The sequence below is a fragment of the Paenibacillus sp. S25 genome, from assembly GCF_019454085.1.
GTDB classification, from domain to species: domain Bacteria; phylum Bacillota; class Bacilli; order Paenibacillales; family Paenibacillaceae; genus Paenibacillus; species Paenibacillus polymyxa_B.
The window spans coordinates 5590106-5608573 of the sequence record NZ_CP073683.1 but is presented as its reverse complement, the minus strand read 5'-3'; the positions used below and the strand labels follow the sequence as shown (position 1 = coordinate 5608573).

Sequence of the window (18468 nt, the reverse complement as noted above, 5' to 3'; positions counted from 1 at the left end):
ATTGGAGAATGGAGAGATGAGTTCACAGCAACACCAACGTGCTTTGGTATACAAATCTTTGTGGCATGCCGGTCCTTGGTTGCTTGCCGTAGGGATCATTCTGGTAGGTGCCAATCTGCGCGCCTCGATTACCTCGGTAGGACCTCTTATCGGTTTGATTAAGGATTCTTTGCATATTTCGAATACACTGAGTGGCCTATTAACGACATTGCCGTTGCTGGCTTTTGCCCTGTTGTCGCCTTTTGTAGCCAAACTGTCGCGCCGCTTCGGGTCGTCTCTTATTATTTTTGCAGCCTTGCTGCTGTTGACCGCAGGTATTGTGGTGCGCTCAACGCTGGGGGTGACCGCATTATTTGTCGGGACCGCCATGCTGGGACTGGCTATTGCCGTGTGTAATGTGTTACTGCCCAGTCTGATCAAAGAGGAGTTTCCTCGCAACAGCGGACTAATGACTGGCGTATACTCAGTATCCATGAATGTGGTCGCAGCAACCGCATCTGGCCTGAGTATACCGCTGGCTATAAATGGAGGTATGGGCTGGCGAGGTGCTTTGGGAGTATGGGGGATTGTGGGTGTCGTAGGTATTTTACTCTGGGTGCCCCAGCTCCTTAAGGCACGCAAAACAGCCAATAAAGCGGCAGTGTCTGCCCGAACTGTGAATGTATATACATCGTCTTTGGCTTGGAAGGTGACGCTGTTTATGGGGCTGCAATCTGCTCTGTTCTATGTTCCTGCCGCCTGGTTTCCAGAAATGATGAGCGGACAGGGAATGGATTCAGAGACTGCGGGCTGGATGCTGTCCGTCCTGCAGTTTTCGCAAATGCCATTTACTTTTATTGTGCCTATTTGGGCGGCACGGGTGAAGGATCAGCGGGTATTGGTTCTGATTATGGCTGCGCTGTATTTTATCGGTCTGGGTGGATTTCTGCTTGGAGCTACACAGTGGAGTGTGATTTGGGTCATTTGTATCGGTATAGCGGGTGGTTTTGCCTTCCCGCTAGTGATGATGTTCTTTAATTTGCGGACGCGGACACCGCAGCAGGCAGCAGAGCTGTCGGGTATGGCGCAATCCTTTGGTTATTTGCTAGCAGCGACCGGGCCGACATTGTTTGGTTATTTGCATGATGCGACCCAAGGCTGGACCATTCCGCTGCTGCTGCTCTTGTGCCTGAGTGTTCTGCTTATGTTTATAGGGCTGGGTGCAGCCAAGAAACGATATGTCGGAGGCGAGGTGGATGATCAGGCTACAATTTGATGCAGATGGCTACAGTGTGGTTTGTAATGCAGATCGTGTTATGCTGTTGGCTAAAGAATTTGCGCTGTTGCGCTTTCTGTACGATAACCGAAACCAGGTGTTCACCCGTGAACAACTGCTGGATCGTGTGTGGCCGCTGGAGTATCCGGTGGAGCGTACGGTGGATGATCATATCTACAGATTGCGCAAAAAACTTAAGTCATGGGATGTGCTCCGTATTCATACGGTCAGAGGGTATGGCTACAGCTTGACCTTGACTGACGTGCAGCCACAAAATCATCCGTCCTTGCACGATCAGGAGGTGCAGGACGCCGTACATGGACTATTCCGGAAATACCAGCTGTTGGGGCAGGGGAACTCCATTGTAGCGTTGGCTGCCCAGCAGGAGCAGATGGGTTTTGAATTGTCTGTCTTTTATCAAATGTATACCCGTTTTGTACAGGCGGATGTGTCCTGGTTCTTGGAGCGGGAGGACTTTACACGCGCAGACCGATTGTATTGGATGCTGCTGCTATATATGTGCACAGCAGGGGTGACGGATGAGGGGCTTGCTCTATGCGAGTGTGCGCTTTCCAGCAGGCTGCTGTCCAGTGATCAGGAACGGGAATTACGCATTCTCAACATCCTGGAGGCTTATGTGGAAAATGGAAAACCTGAACGCGCACAGGAAGGTCTACCACTGACCTTGATGGTCATGGAGCGGGATGATCTCGATAAATTTGTGATGCCTGTTGCACTGATGGAGATGTACATGCATCTGGCTTCCAATCATATGGAAAAGGCTGCGGAACTGTCTGATCGTCTGGAAGGCATGCTGTCGGAGGCTCCGTATTTGCGCGAACTGGGCCGTTATCGCATGATGCGCGGACTTATGCTTTTACGTACTGGAGATGTGGGCAACGCCGAGCGGCTCATGGATGAAGGGCTGAACACCCTTGATATGGCTAAACAGGAATTGCTAAAAATCAAGGCGGTCTGCCAAATCCGCAGTTATTTGAAGCTTTGCGGCTCCTATCCCACGCTGGAAGAGAAATATGTGGCTCAATATGATCGGCTTGACCGGGATAACAGTTTAACACTGCATCGTCCAGCGCTAAGGCGCTGGTTGGAACAAACACTTTCTGTTGTCTGATGTTTTTAGCTGTCTGATTTTCCTCTGATATAGACCCGCTAGAATGTTCTTATTGCTAAAGAAGCTGAAAATGAGAGCAGGGTGAATAGAATTGAAGGAAAAGAAAGAACTAAAATCCACGTCCAGCATTTGGCGCAATGGCCGTTTTCGGCGGATGCTTGCGGCGCATACGGCTGCCTCCTTTGGCGATTGGTTTGATGCTATCGCTATTCAGGTGCTTGTTGCCTACCGTTGGGGAGCCGATCCAATGATAATTGCGCTGATTCCGGTAGTGATGGCGCTACCGGGCCTGCTGCTGGGTTCCATCGCAGGCACATTAGCCGATCGGGTACAGAAGGCCCGGCTGATGATCGTCTGTGATGCAGCTATCGCTTTATTGACGCTAGCGATTCTCGCCGTCCCAGGCCCGGTATGGCTGCTGCCCTTGCTCGGTCTGCGCGCAGCAGTTGGCGTATTCCAAATGCCTTCACAGCAAGGCTTGACCCGCACGGTAGTCGCCAGCGATGACCTGTTTCGGGCGACCTCGCTGAATGGGATGGTCAATCAGGCTTCCAAAGTGGCAGGGCCATTACTGGGCGCTATGACCTTGACTGTGTTGTCCCCCCAGGTATGCATTATTCTCAATGCATCGCTGCGTCTTTGCTCGGGCCTGCTGCTGTGGCCGCTGCGCGGAATCGGTCCGGTGCTGACCAGTACAGACCGACAAGCTGTTGCTGCAAAGCAGCAAGGGAAGTCGGCAGCGCATACGGCGCCTGAGGCCGATGAAGCCCAAATGCCGGGAGAGCATGTCCGCGCATCTCGTTTTTTCAATCAATGGCGCGAGGGCTGGGCGTTCTTATGGAGTAGTCGAATGCTTTTGCATACGCTCATATTCGGACTTTTCGGCTTGATCGCCATTCTCATGATTGACTACCAGTTCCCTACATTGCTGCGGGTGCTCGCTCCGGCTAATGAATCGCTGCTTGGCTGGCTGATTTCAGCCATTGGCGCTGGCGCCGTCGGCTGCATGCTTGTGCTTAATCGCTTGAATCGCATAAGCGCAGGTTGGGGACTCGGCGGAGGGTCTGTGCTTATTGGCGGAGCTATTGCTGCTTTAGGCTGGGCGCAGCCCGGCACAGGATGGCCTGTACTGCTTATAATTGGGGCCGTGCTGGGCGTAGGCAATGGCCTGTACATTATCACCCAAAACTATATATTGCAGACCAAGACTCCTGCTGATATGGTAGGGCGCGTCTTTGGTATCCAAAGTACCATGATTGGAGCAATTATGGTCGTTTCACCGCTTGCCGGGGGAGTATTGATCCGCATAGCAGGGGTGGGAACGGCCTTCGTCTGGGTCGGAATGACTATCGGAGTCCTGGGTTTGGCAGGACTACTGTTTCAATCCGTGATCTGGAGCGAGGCCCTCGCTGATTCTAGCCTGACTACGGAGCAAAATGCAGACCTTGCGTAGTCGATCTTGCGCAATAATTTGCTTCGATTTTCGTCATTTATATTTTTAGCATGGGAGAGATCATGATGACTCAACAAACTTCAGCCTCAGAGCCTGTGGCACGGTTACTTGAAGGATCACGGGTATACTTGCGTCCCGTTAACGTAGAGGACACCGAGCTATACTATAATACATTGTTCGATCAGGATGTGCGGCGGCTGACAGGCACACAACGCAGCTTTACCAAGGATCAAATTGCCCGTTATATTGAAGCTAAAGGACAGGATGCCTCAAGCCTGCTTCTGTTGATTGCGCTTCGCGAAGATGATCGTGTCATTGGGGATATAGCCCTGCAGGATATGGACAGCTTGAACCGCAGCGCCAACATCCGTATTGCAATCAATGAGCAGGGAAATCAGGGGAAAGGCTACGGCACCGAAGCGCTTGTACTCATGCTGGGTTACGGATTCGGTATCTGTAATCTGCATCGGATTGAGCTGAATGTATTTGATTTTAATGAACGTGCCATTCGTTGCTATGAAAAAGTAGGCTTTCAGCGTGAAGGTGTACAACGGGATGCTTTATTCTACAATTATGAATACCATGATTCGATTCTGATGGGTATGCTGGACCACGAATACCGCGACCGCTATGTGAAAAAAGCAGAAAATTGATTCAGCACGTTTACACAGGTTCACAGAAGAGATACAATTAAAAGATAAAGTTGCTTGTTTGCGCAAGTATGTATAACCGACAACATCAAATGAATATATGAATTACCGGAGGAGCCTGTCACCAAGGCTCCTTTATGTCTTTTTTAGGGGAACCTGTGCTGTATCTCGGGTTCCCCTTTTTATTTTGCAAGTTGTCCGTTAAGGTCAGACACATATTTTGCACGTTTGTTTAGCATTTTATGATTCAGGATTTTGCAAAATTCGATTCCAGTTGCTCCAAAGTGCAATATATAGACGAACTAAACCATTTCGGTCTATATCTTGTTCATTGGAAGTCGCTTATGGGATTTTTGCAAAATCCTCGATTATCAGTTTTATTCAATATTGTGGGTTATGCGCAGATGAGTTCAAGGATTAAATAAAAGGAGGTTATCAGTCTATGCAATTTATACTATATCTTCTGCTGATTCTACTGTTCACAAAAGTCGCGGGTCATTTGTCTGTCAAGCTCGGTCAACCAGCGGTGTTGGGAAAGCTGATCGCAGGAATTGTGCTGGGCCCAGCCGTATTAGGATGGGTTCAGAATGATTCGCTGATTCATAATATGTCTGAAATCGGAGTGCTGCTGCTGATGTTCATTGCTGGACTGGAGACGGACCTGGATCAACTTCGACGTAACTGGAAGCCTGCGGTAGCTGTGGCGGTTGGAGGTATTATTTTACCGCTAATTTGCGGTTTTGGTGTAGGGGAAGCCTTTGGATTCTCGGTGCATGAGGGCTGGTTTCTAGGAATTATTCTGAGTGCTACCTCTGTAAGCATTACGGTACAGGTACTCAAGGATATGAATAAGCTGAATACCCGGGAAGGCTCGACCATTTTGGGTGCGGCAGTGCTGGATGATGTGCTTGTCGTGGTGCTACTAGCGGTAGTAATGAGTATATTCGGTATGGGTGGAGAAACTTCGCTGGGGCTTCTTGTTGGCAAAAAGCTAGTTTTCTTCGTGGTAGCTATTCTGGGGGGCTGGTTCGTTGTTCCATGGATTATGAAAATACTTGCTCCACTCAAGGTGACTGAAGCAGTCATCACGACCGCGTTGATTATTTGCTTTGGGTTTGCGTATTTTGCGGATATATTGGGGATGGCAGGGATTATCGGGGCTTTTGCTGCCGGGATTGCCATTGCACAAACCAGCTTTAAGCACGTCGTTGAAGAAAAGGTGGAGCCCATCGCTTATTCCATCTTTGTTCCTGTATTTTTTGTCAGCATCGGATTAAATGTTTCCTTTGAGGGAGTAGGGCAGCAGCTCGGATTTGTTGTTATTTTGACACTGGTAGCGTTGGTGACGAAGTTAGTGGGAGGCGGTATCGGCGCGCGGCTGACGGGTTTTAATAATCTTTCTTCGCTCGCGATTGGCTCCGGTATGATATCACGTGGCGAGGTCGCACTTATTATCGCAGCTACCGGATTGCAAACGGGTCTGCTGGCACAGCAATATTTCACATCCGTGATCATTGCTGTCATTTTGACGACTTTGGCTGCACCTCCGTTTCTTAAGCTATGTTTTAGCGATAGGAAGTCTTAAACCAGATAGAGAAGTAAGAGACTGGTACTAACAAGCCATACCAAAAGACCCTTCGGATTCATATTTCCATGCAGCATGAGAAAATGGGCGAAGGGTCTTTTTTATGCTAAATGTGCTGCAAGAATAGGGAAATTAGGATTCGGATACGACAGTGAAACGTTGGTTCAGATGTTGCGGTTTTTCGATTTCGTCTACTACGGCAACCGCATAATCCTCATAGCTGACATAGCTTGCACCTTTGGAATTAACCAACAGCGTTTCTTTTCCCACTTGGTAAGAGCCTGTACGTTTACCCAGAGCAAACTCCGCAGAAGGACTAATGAAAGTCCAGTTCAGGTCGCTGGTACCACGCAAAATTTCCAGGTTTTTTCCTTGGTTATTTGCTGTTGGATATACGAAATCAGGGAAGCCAGGAGCATCTTTTACCAAAAGTGTTTGGGATTCGTCAGTGAACAAGCTGCCTGCACCACCTACGACAATCAGGCGAGTACCGGATACATTACGCAGGGCTTCAATTAGTACGTTACCTGCATCGACATGCAAATGCTCTTGTCCGAGTGGAGCGGCAAATGCATTAACTACTACGTCAAAACCTTTCAGATCATCTGTTTTCAGATCAAAAACGTCTTTTTGTACTACAGTAGCACGACTTTCTGTTACTTTAGCCGCATCACGGACGATGGCGGTTACTTCATGCCCTCTGTCTAATGCTTCTTTTACGATATTACTTCCTGCTTTACCGGCTGCACCAACAACTGCAATTTTCATAATAGATAGCCTCCTATAAATATGATGTGGATGATTCATTCGTTTGATCGTAAGTGTACTCAGTGCATTTACGAACTTTAATATGTAACTATTATAGTTACAATATAAAATAAAAGTCAAGCTCTTCTGTTGGGCAAACTAAAGTCCTCCGATTGGAAAGAGAGGAACTCGTTTAAATATATAAGGTGAAACTAAATGAGCAAACTTAGCCATATTGGATATATGTAGACCACAGATAAGAAAGGAAGAGTGAACCGATATGAGTAAAAAAGTACAGCTTGAACCCGCAGCACAGAAATTTGCAGACGATAATGCCAAGCCTCCGTTTCTATATGATTTGGGTCCTGAAAAAGGACGTGAAACGGTCAATGAAGTCCAATCCGGTCCAGCAGACAAACCTGCCGCAGATTTAGAGGATCTAACTATTCCAGGTGGGCCTGGCGGCGAGGTGAAGGTCAGAATTGTTCGCCCACAACAAGTGACAAGCGATCTCCCGGTCATTGTATATATTCATGGAGCAGGCTGGGTATTCGGTAATGCCCATACGCATGATCGTCTGATTCGTGAATTGGCAGTCGGCTCACAGGCAGCAGTTGTATTCCCAGAATACAGCTTGTCACCTGAAGCTAAATATCCGACGGCAATTGAGGAAATTTACGCGGTCGTTCAATGGGTGGCACAGCATGGTCGTGAGCATGGACTGAAGCCTGATACGCTGACGATAGCCGGAGACAGTGTCGGCGGTAACATGACCGCGGCCGTAACGCTGCTGGCCAAAGAACGCAGTGGTCCTTCCATCCGGCAGCAGTTGTTATTTTATCCGGTGACGGACGCTTCCTTTGACACGGAGTCATACCAGGAGTTCGCCACAGGATATTTCCTGAGCCGCGAAGGAATGCAATGGTTTTGGGATCAATATACGACGGATCTCAACGAACGAGCGCAGATCACGGCGTCCCCGTTACGTGCCACCACAGAACAGCTCAAAGGGCTACCGCGTGCGCTGGTCATTACAGGCGAGGCCGATGTGCTGCGCGATGAAGGTGAGGCCTATGCGAACAAGCTGCGTGAAGCGGGGGTAGATGTGACCGCTGCACGTTTTCAAGGCATCATACACGACTTTGTGATGCTGAACCCATTGTCGGAAACCGCGGCCAAGCGCGGGGCGATCACGCTCGCTACCTCATGGCTGCGCCAAGGGTTTGAGGGCTAGTGCACTATAGAGCATTTTAAGGGTGCCGTCGTGTGATTTGATCCAGTTTTTTGAACGATTAGGCTGTCTTCTTCCTGCTAACATCTATTGCAGGGAAGGCGGCCTTTATACATATCTGCAATGAAACCGCTTCACCTTCGTCGAACAGAGTGATAATATAAAATTTGAACGAGTTTGACCGACATTCAGCTTTAAGGGGGGATTTCATGCCATTTCAGGGACAACGCATTTTACCTGCAGCTAAGCATATGAAGCAGCTGGAGGGTATTTTGGACAGCTCTTATGAGTATGCGGTTTTTCTGGATACGCATGTAGCGCAGCTGCGCAACCTGTACCAGATGGCTAGGAGTCGCAGCAAGCAAATGCTTCTGCATGCCGACTTGGTGCAAGGCTTGAAGAATGACGAGTATGCGGCTGAATATTTGTGTCAGGAAATTAAGCCGTTTGGGATTATTTCGACCCGATCCGGGGTGATTGCAACCGCTAAAAAGAAGGGGATTCTTGCTGTACAGCGCGTGTTCCTGCTCGATACGATTGCGCTGGAAAAAAGCTACACGCTGGTGGAAAAAACACGACCTGATTATATTGAGGTGCTGCCCGGTGTTGTTCCACCGATGATTAGGGAAGTCAGCGAACGCACGGGCATTCCTATTTTGGCGGGCGGACTTATTCGCACCCCAGAGGATGTGGAAGCGGCGTTGGCTGCGGGAGCTACAGCAGTTACGACCTCCAATAAACAACTGTTCGAGCATTATAAGCAATAGCTTTTATTTGAATCAAGTGGGTAACAATACATCCTGTGCGTTCATTGCGTGTAGATGGAGGCGCAGTGATGAACGAGTTCCTGATGCAGTTCCAGAGCGATATTCTCGATCTGCCTGTAGAACGACCTGCTGTGAACGAGACAACTGCACTCGGTGCAGCGTATTTAGCGGGACTGGCAGTCGGGTTTTGGAGCAGTCTGGATGAAGTCCGGGGATATGCGCAGAGTGATCATACCTTTACTCCGTCCATGAGTGAGGATATGCGGACTGAGCTTTATGGTGGCTGGAAAAAGGCAGTTCATGCCGCAATGGCGTTCAAGTAGAGACGGTTTTGCGATAGAAGGGAGCCATCTGGCAACAGGCAGATTTCCCTTTTCATAGCGTACCGTGTGTGCTACGATATAGATAAGTTAATACTCGTCAGGAGACTTGGAGAGACCATGAACCGCTCGGCATCCGCCGCAGCGATGTTCGTGGTCTTTTTTTGTACCTTATGATGATTCGGTTGGCAGATTGCATCGTGGATATATACAAAGCTGGAGGGATAAATGATGGGAGAACAGGGATTTGCTGCGCAGGAGAGAACCGCTGTTTTGGAACGTATGGGACATGAGCATTTTGATATTTTAATCATTGGCGGCGGCATTACAGGGGCGGGTATTGCGCTGGATGCGGCGGATCGTGGTTTGAAGACGGCACTGGTGGAGATGCAGGATTTTGCAGCAGGTACGTCCAGCCGCTCGACCAAGCTAGTGCATGGTGGTCTTCGTTATTTGAAGCAGTTTGAAGTTAAGATGGTAGCCGAGGTCGGGAAGGAACGGGCAATCGTATTCGAAAATGGTCCACATGTGACCATACCGGAGCGTATGCTGCTTCCTTTTCACAAGGGCGGCACGTTTAACGCATTCACCACCTCTGTCGGGCTGCTGGTATATGATTTCCTTGCTGGTGTTAAGCGTAGTGAGCGCCGTCGTATGCTGGACATCCAGGCTACGCTAGAGCGCGAGCCTTTGCTGAAGCGTGACGGACTGAAGGGAAGCGGCAGCTATGTGGAGTACCGCACAGATGACGCTCGCCTGACGATTGAGGTCATGAAGGAAGCTGTTACACGAGGGGCGCTGGCGGTGAACTATGCCAAGGCTGACAAGCTGCTGTATGACGAAGGACGAATAAGCGGTGCAAGCGTAACGGACCGGGTAACGGGAAAGCTATACGAAATTCGAGCTTCGCTGGTTATTAATGCAGCCGGACCATGGGTAGACACGTTGCGGGAAATGGATCGCTCCAAAGAAGGAAAGGTGCTTCGCCTGACAAAAGGTATTCACCTGGTGTTCGATGCTGAGCGCTTTCCACTCAAACAGGCAGTGTACTTCGATACACCGGATGGACGTATGGTATTTGCCATCCCACGTGATGGAAAAACCTATGCAGGCACGACCGACACGGTGTATGAGGGGGATACGGCGCATCCCCGGATGACCGCCGAAGATCGGGCCTATGTGCTTCAAGCGATCAACGGAATGTTTCCAGATGTAAAGCTGACTGTTACGGATGTAGAATCCAGTTGGGCAGGGGTACGGCCGCTCATTTATGAAGACGGTAAAAGCCCTTCGGAAATTTCACGTAAGGACGAAATTTGGGAATCCCGTTCAGGTCTGATCACGATTGCAGGCGGCAAGCTGACGGGCTACCGGAAAATGTCCGAACTCGTCGTGGATCGTGCGGTACGGGAGCTGGGGCGCTTGCATGGGCAGAGCTTCCGGGCATGCCGCACCAGACATATCCCGATTTCGGGTGGTAGCGTAGGAGGCTCAGCGGGCTGGGACGCGTACGTAGGTAAGCAAACTGCAGCAGGTGTTGCGCTCGGCCTATCGCCGGATATAGCTAAAGCATGGGCTACCCGCTATGGCTCCAACACAGAGCGATTGTTTGCCATAGCGGCACAAAGCATGAAGGAGGCTACCGAGCAGGAAGCGGCGCTGCCTGTGGAAGTGCGTGCCCCGCTCCTGTATGCGATGGAACAGGAAATGACAGTGACACCGTCTGATTTTTTTATACGCCGAACCGGGGCGCTGTTCTTCCAGATTGACGAGGTGAAGCGTTGGAAACAGCCCGCCATCGCATGGATGTCTGAACGTGCAGGCTGGAGCGCCGCGCAAGAGCGACAATATACGGCTGAGCTGGATGCTTACCTATATGAAGCTGTAACGCCTATAGAGGCAGAGGTGAAACCCGGTGACGTTAAAGCTATTTGAGGCCGCGAGGGTTATATATCCTTGAGCCGTCCATTGCTTTGAAACTTTGACTGAAAGCAAAAAAAACAGCGATTCTTCATAACAAGAGAATCGCTGCTTTTTTGTATACAGATTGCTTACAGCATCAAGTGGAACAGGAACGGGGCAGCCGCCAAGGTAAAGAGAGCGGCGAGCACCATCGAGATGCTGGATATCGTCCCCGTCAGCGAACTGAACTCGAATGCTTTGGAAGTGCCTGTACCATGAGCACCGGTACCGAGCAGCACCCCACGTGAGACTTCATTTTCGATACGGAACAGCTTTACAATCATCGGACCGATAATAAGACCGCTCAATCCGGTCAGAATAACGAATACAGCCGTGACCGTCGGATTGCCGCCAATCGTTTGCGATACATTCATCGCAATGGGCGTCGTAATGGAGCGAGGAATCAGGCTGCTCAGCAGCGAAGCATTCAGGTGCATCCACTTAGCAAGCGCCATGGAGGACAACACGGCTACAACAGACCCAGACAGCACGCTAAGCACGATTTGGGTCGCGTGTTTTTTTAACACAGGGAAATATCGGTACAAAGGGACAGCAAATGCAATCGTAGCTGGCTGTAGCAGCATAGACAGCAAGTGAGCGCCCGAATTATAAGAACGGTAGTTCACACCCGTCAGCGTCAAAATCAAAATGATAACAATAGGTGTAATGAGCAATGGAGACAAATACACCTTGGGTAGTGTGCGGTACATGCGTTTGGCCATCCAGTAAATAGCGAGTGTCAATACAATACATAGAAGACCGGTCATGATGATTTATGCTCCTTTCGTTTACCAAGCAGACTGGCGACCATACCTGTGCAGGCCATCACCAGAAAGGTGCCGAGCAGCACGACCAGCATGATACTCATACCATCGTGTTCTAGCATCGGCCAATAATTCATAACGCCGACAGCGGAGGGGATAAAGAATAATAGCAGCTCGGCCAGCAACCAATTTGCGCCAACTTCAATCCAGCTTAGCCGGACCAAGCCGGTTTGCAGCAGAATAAAAAGGATCAGCATACCAATGATACTACCGGGTACAGGCAGGTGGAGCCAGGAGACTACCGCGTTCAGGATGAGCGAAAAGGCCATCAGGACGGCGATCTGGAGGACACCGCGTATGAAGCTTTTCATATATAATGGCTCCTATCTTTGAGATCGGTTATTTTCAAACTGTAATGAAATTTTACATCACAAGCTTTCATGAGTAAAATGCATATAAAGAATGTAATCTATTCCGTTTGTCTATGGGAGAAGGTGTAGCTTTGGATATCCGACATTTACAATATTTTTTGGAAGTCGCGCGGTTGCGTAGCTTTACAAAGGCAGCCCAGAGCATGTTTATTACCCAGCCGACGATCAGTAAGACGATTAAAAGTCTGGAAGATGAACTCGGGGTCGCTTTGTTCGACCGAATTGGCAAAAGAATCGAACTGACGGACGCGGGAAAGGTAATTGAGCTTCAAGCACAAGCGATTGTAAAGTCCTTTCAGAGCCTGTCCTCGGAGCTTAGTGATTTGATGAACCTGAAAAAGGGACATATCCGTATTGGCCTGCCCCCTATGGTCGGATCGAGCTTTTTCCCGCGTGTCATTGGAAAATTCCATAAGGCATATCCTGATGTGACTATTCAATTATTTGAGGACGGGGCGAAGAAAGTGGAACAGGACGTAGAAGCCGGGGCACTGGATATCGGAGTGATTGTGCTGCCTGCGGTTGGAGATATGTTTGAGACATTTCTGTTTGTGGAGGAAAAGCTGAATTTGCTCGTTCATCCTACGCATGCATTGGCAGAGTGCAAGGAGGTACCGTTATCTGCGTTGGCGGAGGAGGCGTTTGTACTGTTCCGTGAGGATTTTACGCTGCATGACCGTATCATTGCCGAATGTGTCCGTGCTGGCTTTCAGCCGCGTGTAGTCTACGAAAGCTCACAATGGGATCTGATTAGCGAAATGGTTGCTGCAAACCTGGGAGTAGCGCTGTTGCCGGAGGCCATTTGCCGAGATCTGGATTCCGAGCGCTTGCGTGTTCTTCCATTGGTGGACCCCGTCATTCCTTGGCATTTGGGGATGATCTGGCGGAACGATCGTTATCTGTCCTTTGCCGCCAGAGAATGGATATCGTTCACACAACAATTGTTGAGGACGGAATATGGCGGAAAATAGTCAGTCAACGAGAAGGTGAGTACGATGCAGATGTGTACCGAAGGACGACGAATACTGCTTACATCATAAAAAAGCTGCCCTGAGGGGCAGCGATGTAGCTTGCTTCTATGAGTGTGTTTGGTTTATTGCACGCTTGGTGTGAAGGTACTTGTCCATAATACGGTCAAGTCTGGAGGATTTGTCCAATACACGTTCATCTTTTAATCCGTGTAAGTCAGCCATGCGATTCAGTTCACGGCGTTCTTTTTCCATGAGTTTTTCCAATTGTTCGAGGTTCACAAAGCCCACCCCCCATGTCGATTGTAAGGCATGTCTCCACTAGCGGCAGAAGTTTTTTTGATAACGATGTTATTTCCATTTTACCACTTTTTATTAACAATAATCCAGCTTTCCTGACATTTAGCGACTAATATTTATGGTTTTGCCAGTTTCACCTGATTGCGTCCTGAACGTTTAGCTTCATATAATGCCTCATCTGACTTTTCCAGTAAGTGCCTCGATGCAATGACAGGTGAACTGCCTGCTCCGATGGATACGGTTAGCGAGATCGAGGTTCCGTCATTCAAAAGAAAACGTTCATTTTCCACAGCTTTCCGAATCTTTTCGGCAAAGCTTGCTGCTTTCTGACTATCACAATTTCCAATCAGAATGGCAAATTCCTCTCCGCCCTTACGGGAGGGGTACGCCCTCGTTGTAGATTCCCGGGTTAACAGCATTCCCAATTGGCTTAAGACGGTATCTCCGTTCAAATGACCATACGTATCATTAATATTTTTAAAGTGGTCAATATCCAGCATCACGAGTCCAAAGGGTTGTTTTGTAGTCTTGGAAGTATGAAAGACCTCTTCGAATAGCGCATCGAAAGCACGCGGACTGTAGAGTCCGGTTAAATGATCCCGATTTGCAGCCTCTTCCAGCAGATGAACAGCCCGTTCTGTTTTTTTGATATGGGACATCATAAAATAAGTGAATAGGCCGCCAAGTAACTTAAAGGTTGTGATTATTATCATAGATTCATTATCAGGAGGATTAGCCACATAGAAAGTAGATAACAGCGACACTATAGCAGCTCCAAGCACGGCCGACATCCACTTGCGGAGTGTTAGGCTTTTTTCTCGAATAAAGATAAGTGAAATGCCCAATGTCATGAAGCAATTGACGGTAGCAGTCAAAGAGACATCTGTCCAACCACCTGTGATGTAAATACGGTACAGGCTAATGATTAGGGTGGTCAGCAGACCGGATACCGATCCTCCCATATAAACAGATATGATAATCGCCAATTGGCGCAGATCGACTACAAAGTGCCCACGAATCCATAAACCGGTCATCATTAACAGAATGCCAAACAGACCCAGCATTAAACCGTTCATTACCCGAAAAATGAATACATGGTTTTCTAGGTAACGTTCATATTTCCGGGAAAATAAATTTCCAAAGAATAAGAAGCTCGTTAATAGCGCAAAATTGTTAATTAATTCTTTTAACATATCCCTATCCTTTATGCTGTAATGAGAGTTGTAGTATCGTTGGGAATAAAGCAGAAGGCCTCGTTTCTATATTTCGGTAAAAAGTAGGCATGAGTGAATACCAATCGACCACAAACGATTCTTATGTCCCTTACGTTTCGTTTATCTACGTGGTACAGTGAGAGGACTATGACCGGAACGGGTGATCGTATGAAGGAACCAATTCACATATCGGTGCGTCCACTTGTGGAATATGTACATCGGAGCGGCAGCATTCATAGCGGCTTTCGCTCGAATAGCAGTATGCTCGAAGGAACTCGCGTGCATCAGGTTATCCAGAAAGGTTACAAGGAGCATGACCGCAAAGAGGTACATTTACGTACAGAAATTTCGTATAAGGACGAATTATTTATCATTGAAGGCCGCTGTGACGGACTGATTGAGCTGGATGGCGTATGGACGGTTGATGAAATTAAATCGATCTCTTTGCCCCTCGAAGATATTCAGGGTGACGGTCAACCCGTACACTGGGCACAAGCATTTCTGTATGCCTATATGATTGCTCGTGAGGAACAACAGCATTCCATGCAGGTCCAGCTTACTTACGTACAGGCACACAGTGAAGACATTCGCCGATTCAGACGAGAATTATCCTTTACTGAGCTGGAAGCCTTCGCACAGGACATGATTGCTGGTTATGCACCGTATGCATTCCTGCTGAGAGCACATGCGGAAAAGCGGGATGCCAGCATTGCTATGTTGAACTTTCCCTTTGATACGTATCGTTCGGGTCAGCGAACTCTCGCGGGTTCGGTGTACAAGACGATTGCCGAAGGGGTTAACCTGTTTGCCAAAGCGCCTACAGGTATTGGTAAAACGGTATCCACCTTGTTTCCTGCGATCAAGGCTATCGGTGAGGGGCAGGTTAGGCGAGTATACTATGTAACGGCTCGTACCACCACTCGGGCAGCAGCCGAAGAAGCTTACGCCAGAATGCAGGGCCAAGGGCTGCACATGCATGTGGTGACTTTGACTGCGAAGGATAAAATTTGCTTTAAGGATGAAAATGATTGTGATGCTGGATCATGCAGCATGTGCGAGGGCTATTACGACCGGATCAACGGTGCGATATCCGATATTTTGGCGAATGAGACGTTAATGACCCGAGCGGTGATTGAGCATTATGCGCGCAAGCATAAGGTATGTCCCTTTGAATTTTCGCTGGATGTGGCGTATGCATCGGATGGTATAATCAGTGATTATAATTATGTTTTCGATCCACGGATTTCTTTGAAAAGATTGCTGGAGGAGCACAAGCGAAAAGGTGTTGTACTGGTGGATGAGGCGCATAATCTGGTAGAACGCGGCCGGGACATGTTTTCGGCGGAAATTTTGAAATCTTCTTTTTTAGAACTGAAACGAGAATTTAAGTTGCTAAGTCCAGAGATTGCTGCGGCTGCGAGTGCAGTGAACGCACATATGATTACGCTACGCAAGCAATATGCAGATACAGGAAAAGCAGTGGAGACAGCAGCACCGCAAGAGGTGCTGGAGCTGTTGGCGCCTTTTGTGGAAGCAGCTGAACGTGAACTGGTGACGGGGGACAGTACAAGCCACGCAAGCGGTGAGGGTACGGCTTATGCATTGCTTCTAGATACGTATTTTACCGCTCAGAATATGCTGCGAATTGCTGCTTTATATGATGAACGGTACGTTACTTATGTGGAAGCGGGGCGCAGTGAAGTGAGGGTCAAGCTGTTCTGCCTCGATCCTTCTCACTTGCTGGGACAAGCTATTAAGGGCTACCGCTCAGCCATTTATTTTTCCGCAACGTTGACACCGCTTGCTTATTACCGGGACATGCTCGGAGCAAACGAGGAAGATTATACGTTACAGGTTCCTTCCCCCTTCCATCAGGAGCAGTGGGATGTACGTCTGCTGCCGCTCTCCATCCGTTATCGGGATCGTGAGCGTTCCAAAGGGGCGATTGCGGATATGCTGGCTGCATTGGTTGTGGAACGGAAAGGAAATATCCTTGTATTTTTCCCGTCCTATCCATATCTGCGTGAGGTATATGAGGAGTTCATGCTTCGGGACGTGTCCGCAAATACGTTGGTACAAAGTCCGGGGATGACCGAACCAGAGCGGGATCGATTTCTAGAGGCTTTCCAGCCTGGGCAAGAGCACACCTTGCTTGGCTTTGCCGTACTGGGTGGTGTGTTTGCTGAAGGTGTCGATTTACCTGGGGATCGCTTAAATGGGGTAGTGGTCGTCGGCGTCGGCTTGCCACAAATTGGAGCAGAGCGGGATGTGCTGCGGGATTATTTTTCCGAACAGGGACGGAATGGTTTCAACTATGCGTATGTATATCCAGGGATGAACAAGGTTCTTCAGGCAGGTGGCAGACTTATTCGCACAGAGCACGACGAAGGATTGCTGGTCCTGGTAGATGATCGTTTTGCCAAGGAACCGTATGCTTCTTTGCTGCCAGACGAATGGAAAAGCTACCGTCTGACGGAACAAGCGGGATTAAGGAAGGAATGGATAGACTATGAACTTTAATTTTCATAATGACTCCATACGCGGGGTGCTGCGTAGCTTTGGGCATGAAGATGCCGAAGTGGATAATATAGAGACTTTTGTGACATTTGCACGCTTGGCTAACGGGATTTTCAGAGAAATGGATACCGATTTTAGCAAGTTGGGGGCTTCTCAGGGCCGGATTATTGTTCTTAGCCTGTTGCATTGCCATTCGCCGCATCGCATGACACCATCAGAGTTGGCGGAAAAAGCTGATGTGACGCGTGGAACCATGACGGGGTTGATCGACGGATTAGAGCGAGATGGCATGATTGAACGTGTGGCTCATGAGAGTGACGGGCGGATGGTGACTGTCGGATTAAAAGAGGCGGGACGAGAGTTGTTAAGTAAGATAGTCCCTTATTATACGAAGTTGATTCGGTCGTGTATGTCTGAGTTTACGCCGCAGGATCATAAGATGATGAAGGGTTTACTGGGAAAAATGAAAGGCGGTTTTGAGCGGTCCTTGCCGAAATGCTGAATTCCTAATATAAGGAATAAGGAATAGGAGAGAGAACATGTTCTTTTATACAGATGAGGTCTATGAAGCCCGTGATTTTGGATCAATGGATGCCAGAGAAGGCGAGTGGAGAAATTGCGAGTTTACCCGATGTCGCTTTCGGGGTGTGGAGATGAATGAGTCCCTCGTGGAAGGCTGTACTTTTGTGGACTGTGATTTTACCGGAGCCATTCTGAATGCATCTCACTACAAGGAGTCGGCTTTTACCAATTGTTTGTTCACCAGCGCCAATCTGTTTGTAGTCCGGTTTGATAACTGCAAGCTGGTAGGTTCAGATTTTGCAGGGGCGAATATGGATGGTATCACAATTACGGGCGGAGACTGGTCTTATACGAATTTGCGTCATGCAGATTTAAGAAAACAAGATTTGCGAAAAATACGATTCAAGGAAGCTGACTTATCCGAATGCAATTTGGAAAAAGCAGATTTACGGGAGGCGGATCTTACCCGAGTAAGACTGCACAAAGCCCATCTTCAAGGAACAGACCTGCGCGGTGCGAAGATGGATGGTGTGAATTTTAAAGATCTGGACATCACTGGAGCCAAGCTGGATATCGAGCAGGCAGTAGCGGTGGCCCGCTCCTATGGTGCCAAGGTGGAAGGCTAAAAAGCACGGGATACAAGAGCTGTC

17 protein-coding genes and 1 pseudogene are annotated in these 18468 nt (G+C 48.7%); 13 read left to right on the top strand and 5 right to left on the bottom strand.

Translation table 11 applies throughout. The features are described 5' to 3' along the window. Positions 1 to 16: 16 nt before the first annotated feature. From KAI37_RS24620 to KAI37_RS24600, 5 genes are all read left to right on the top strand, one after another. Positions 17 to 1255: a CynX/NimT family MFS transporter gene (locus KAI37_RS24620; protein WP_220030412.1), complete on the top strand. Its 1239-nt coding sequence runs from the start codon at positions 17 to 19 to the stop codon at positions 1253 to 1255. Next, on the top strand, positions 1236 to 2387 hold the full coding sequence (locus KAI37_RS24615; RefSeq protein ID WP_220030411.1) for a winged helix-turn-helix domain-containing protein: 1152 nt from the start codon (positions 1236 to 1238) through the stop codon (positions 2385 to 2387). Before KAI37_RS24620 ends, KAI37_RS24615 begins: the two co-directional genes overlap by 20 nt. A 91-nt stretch (positions 2388 to 2478) precedes the next feature. Beyond that, positions 2479 to 3840 carry an MFS transporter gene (locus KAI37_RS24610; protein WP_220030410.1) on the top strand — a complete coding sequence of 454 codons (1362 nt, stop codon included), beginning with the start codon at positions 2479 to 2481 and terminating at the stop codon, positions 3838 to 3840. Between the two features lie 62 nt (positions 3841 to 3902). Beyond that, positions 3903 to 4493: a GNAT family N-acetyltransferase gene (locus KAI37_RS24605; RefSeq protein ID WP_071643744.1), complete on the top strand. Its 591-nt coding sequence runs from the start codon at positions 3903 to 3905 to the stop codon at positions 4491 to 4493. 439 nt (positions 4494 to 4932) lie between these two features. Further along, a complete protein-coding gene (locus KAI37_RS24600) occupies positions 4933 to 6075 on the top strand; it encodes a cation:proton antiporter (protein ID WP_071643742.1) in 1143 nt (380 codons plus the stop codon). Between the two features lie 132 nt (positions 6076 to 6207). Here KAI37_RS24600 and KAI37_RS24595 read toward each other — a convergent pair whose 3' ends face one another. After that, positions 6208 to 6843 carry an NAD(P)-dependent oxidoreductase gene (locus KAI37_RS24595; protein ID WP_220030409.1) on the bottom strand — a complete coding sequence of 212 codons (636 nt, stop codon included), beginning with the start codon at positions 6841 to 6843 and terminating at the stop codon, positions 6208 to 6210. Positions 6844 to 7102: 259 nt separating this feature from the next. Here KAI37_RS24595 and KAI37_RS24590 point away from each other — a divergent pair, with 259 nt between their 5' ends. The 4 genes and pseudogenes from KAI37_RS24590 to KAI37_RS24575 all read left to right on the top strand — a co-directional run bounded on the left by KAI37_RS24590 (position 7103) and on the right by KAI37_RS24575 (position 11075). Next, positions 7103 to 8056: an alpha/beta hydrolase gene (locus KAI37_RS24590; protein WP_220030408.1), complete on the top strand. Its 954-nt coding sequence runs from the start codon at positions 7103 to 7105 to the stop codon at positions 8054 to 8056. Positions 8057 to 8262: 206 nt separating this feature from the next. Further along, positions 8263 to 8820 (top strand): glycerol-3-phosphate responsive antiterminator, encoded by a 558-nt coding sequence (locus KAI37_RS24585; RefSeq protein ID WP_220030407.1) that lies wholly within the window; start codon positions 8263 to 8265, stop codon positions 8818 to 8820. Positions 8821 to 8852: 32 nt separating this feature from the next. Beyond that, a pseudogene (locus KAI37_RS24580) lies at positions 8853 to 9143 on the top strand (FGGY-family carbohydrate kinase); the annotation flags it as partial. A gap of 228 nt (positions 9144 to 9371) precedes the next feature. Continuing rightward, positions 9372 to 11075, top strand: a complete 1704-nt coding sequence (locus tag KAI37_RS24575) for a glycerol-3-phosphate dehydrogenase/oxidase (RefSeq protein ID WP_275955757.1) — start codon at positions 9372 to 9374, stop codon at positions 11073 to 11075. A gap of 116 nt (positions 11076 to 11191) precedes the next feature. Here KAI37_RS24575 and KAI37_RS24570 read toward each other — a convergent pair whose 3' ends face one another. Continuing rightward, the gene (locus KAI37_RS24570) at positions 11192 to 11869 is read right to left on the bottom strand and encodes a CidB/LrgB family autolysis modulator (protein ID WP_071643731.1); all 678 of its coding nucleotides are present in this window, start codon (positions 11867 to 11869) and stop codon (positions 11192 to 11194) included. Continuing rightward, positions 11866 to 12237: a CidA/LrgA family protein gene (locus tag KAI37_RS24565; RefSeq protein WP_013312485.1), complete on the bottom strand. Its 372-nt coding sequence runs from the start codon at positions 12235 to 12237 to the stop codon at positions 11866 to 11868. The genes KAI37_RS24570 and KAI37_RS24565 overlap by 4 nt, the downstream gene beginning before the upstream one ends. 131 nt (positions 12238 to 12368) lie before the next feature. On the opposite strand from KAI37_RS24565, the gene cidR reads away from it, so the two are divergent. Beyond that, positions 12369 to 13268 carry a cidABC operon transcriptional activator CidR gene (gene cidR / locus KAI37_RS24560; RefSeq protein ID WP_345945615.1) on the top strand — a complete coding sequence of 300 codons (900 nt, stop codon included), beginning with the start codon at positions 12369 to 12371 and terminating at the stop codon, positions 13266 to 13268. Positions 13269 to 13373: 105 nt separating this feature from the next. Here the strand turns inward: cidR and KAI37_RS24555 are convergent, their stop codons facing one another. After that, complete coding sequence (locus tag KAI37_RS24555) at positions 13374 to 13547, bottom strand: aspartyl-phosphate phosphatase Spo0E family protein (protein ID WP_013312483.1); 174 nt, start codon at positions 13545 to 13547, stop codon at positions 13374 to 13376. A 134-nt stretch (positions 13548 to 13681) separates the two neighbouring features. Continuing rightward, positions 13682 to 14758 (bottom strand): diguanylate cyclase, encoded by a 1077-nt coding sequence (locus KAI37_RS24550; RefSeq protein ID WP_071643729.1) that lies wholly within the window; start codon positions 14756 to 14758, stop codon positions 13682 to 13684. 168 nt (positions 14759 to 14926) lie between these two features. On the opposite strand from KAI37_RS24550, the gene KAI37_RS24545 reads away from it, so the two are divergent. From KAI37_RS24545 to KAI37_RS24535, 3 genes are read left to right on the top strand one after another with little or no spacing between them, the layout of a single operon-like run. Beyond that, positions 14927 to 17299 carry an ATP-dependent DNA helicase gene (locus KAI37_RS24545; RefSeq protein ID WP_220030405.1) on the top strand — a complete coding sequence of 791 codons (2373 nt, stop codon included), beginning with the start codon at positions 14927 to 14929 and terminating at the stop codon, positions 17297 to 17299. Beyond that, complete coding sequence (locus tag KAI37_RS24540) at positions 17289 to 17798, top strand: MarR family winged helix-turn-helix transcriptional regulator (protein WP_013312480.1); 510 nt, start codon at positions 17289 to 17291, stop codon at positions 17796 to 17798. Before KAI37_RS24545 ends, KAI37_RS24540 begins: the two co-directional genes overlap by 11 nt. Before the next feature lie 37 nt (positions 17799 to 17835). Continuing rightward, complete coding sequence (locus tag KAI37_RS24535) at positions 17836 to 18444, top strand: pentapeptide repeat-containing protein (RefSeq protein WP_028540785.1); 609 nt, start codon at positions 17836 to 17838, stop codon at positions 18442 to 18444. The last annotated feature ends 24 nt before the right edge of the window (positions 18445 to 18468 follow it).

Excerpts from the sequence above, each read along its gene's own strand:
- KAI37_RS24615 (WP_220030411.1), top strand. The coding sequence starts at position 1,236 with ATGATCAGGCTACAATTTGATGCAGATGGCTACAGTGTGGTTTGTAAT.
- KAI37_RS24540 (WP_013312480.1), top strand. The coding sequence starts at position 17,289 with ATGAACTTTAATTTTCATAATGACTCCATACGCGGGGTGCTGCGTAGC.
- KAI37_RS24550 (WP_071643729.1), bottom strand. The coding sequence starts at position 14,758 with ATGTTAAAAGAATTAATTAACAATTTTGCGCTATTAACGAGCTTCTTA.
- KAI37_RS24585 (WP_220030407.1), top strand. The coding sequence starts at position 8,263 with ATGCCATTTCAGGGACAACGCATTTTACCTGCAGCTAAGCATATGAAG.
- KAI37_RS24575 (WP_275955757.1), top strand. The coding sequence starts at position 9,372 with ATGGGAGAACAGGGATTTGCTGCGCAGGAGAGAACCGCTGTTTTGGAA.
- KAI37_RS24590 (WP_220030408.1), top strand. The coding sequence starts at position 7,103 with ATGAGTAAAAAAGTACAGCTTGAACCCGCAGCACAGAAATTTGCAGAC.
- KAI37_RS24565 (WP_013312485.1), bottom strand. The coding sequence starts at position 12,237 with ATGAAAAGCTTCATACGCGGTGTCCTCCAGATCGCCGTCCTGATGGCC.
- KAI37_RS24535 (WP_028540785.1), top strand. The coding sequence starts at position 17,836 with ATGTTCTTTTATACAGATGAGGTCTATGAAGCCCGTGATTTTGGATCA.
- KAI37_RS24595 (WP_220030409.1), bottom strand. The coding sequence starts at position 6,843 with ATGAAAATTGCAGTTGTTGGTGCAGCCGGTAAAGCAGGAAGTAATATC.
- KAI37_RS24570 (WP_071643731.1), bottom strand. The coding sequence starts at position 11,869 with ATGACCGGTCTTCTATGTATTGTATTGACACTCGCTATTTACTGGATG.
- KAI37_RS24605 (WP_071643744.1), top strand. The coding sequence starts at position 3,903 with ATGATGACTCAACAAACTTCAGCCTCAGAGCCTGTGGCACGGTTACTT.
- KAI37_RS24545 (WP_220030405.1), top strand. The coding sequence starts at position 14,927 with ATGACCGGAACGGGTGATCGTATGAAGGAACCAATTCACATATCGGTG.
- KAI37_RS24600 (WP_071643742.1), top strand. The coding sequence starts at position 4,933 with ATGCAATTTATACTATATCTTCTGCTGATTCTACTGTTCACAAAAGTC.
- KAI37_RS24620 (WP_220030412.1), top strand. The coding sequence starts at position 17 with ATGAGTTCACAGCAACACCAACGTGCTTTGGTATACAAATCTTTGTGG.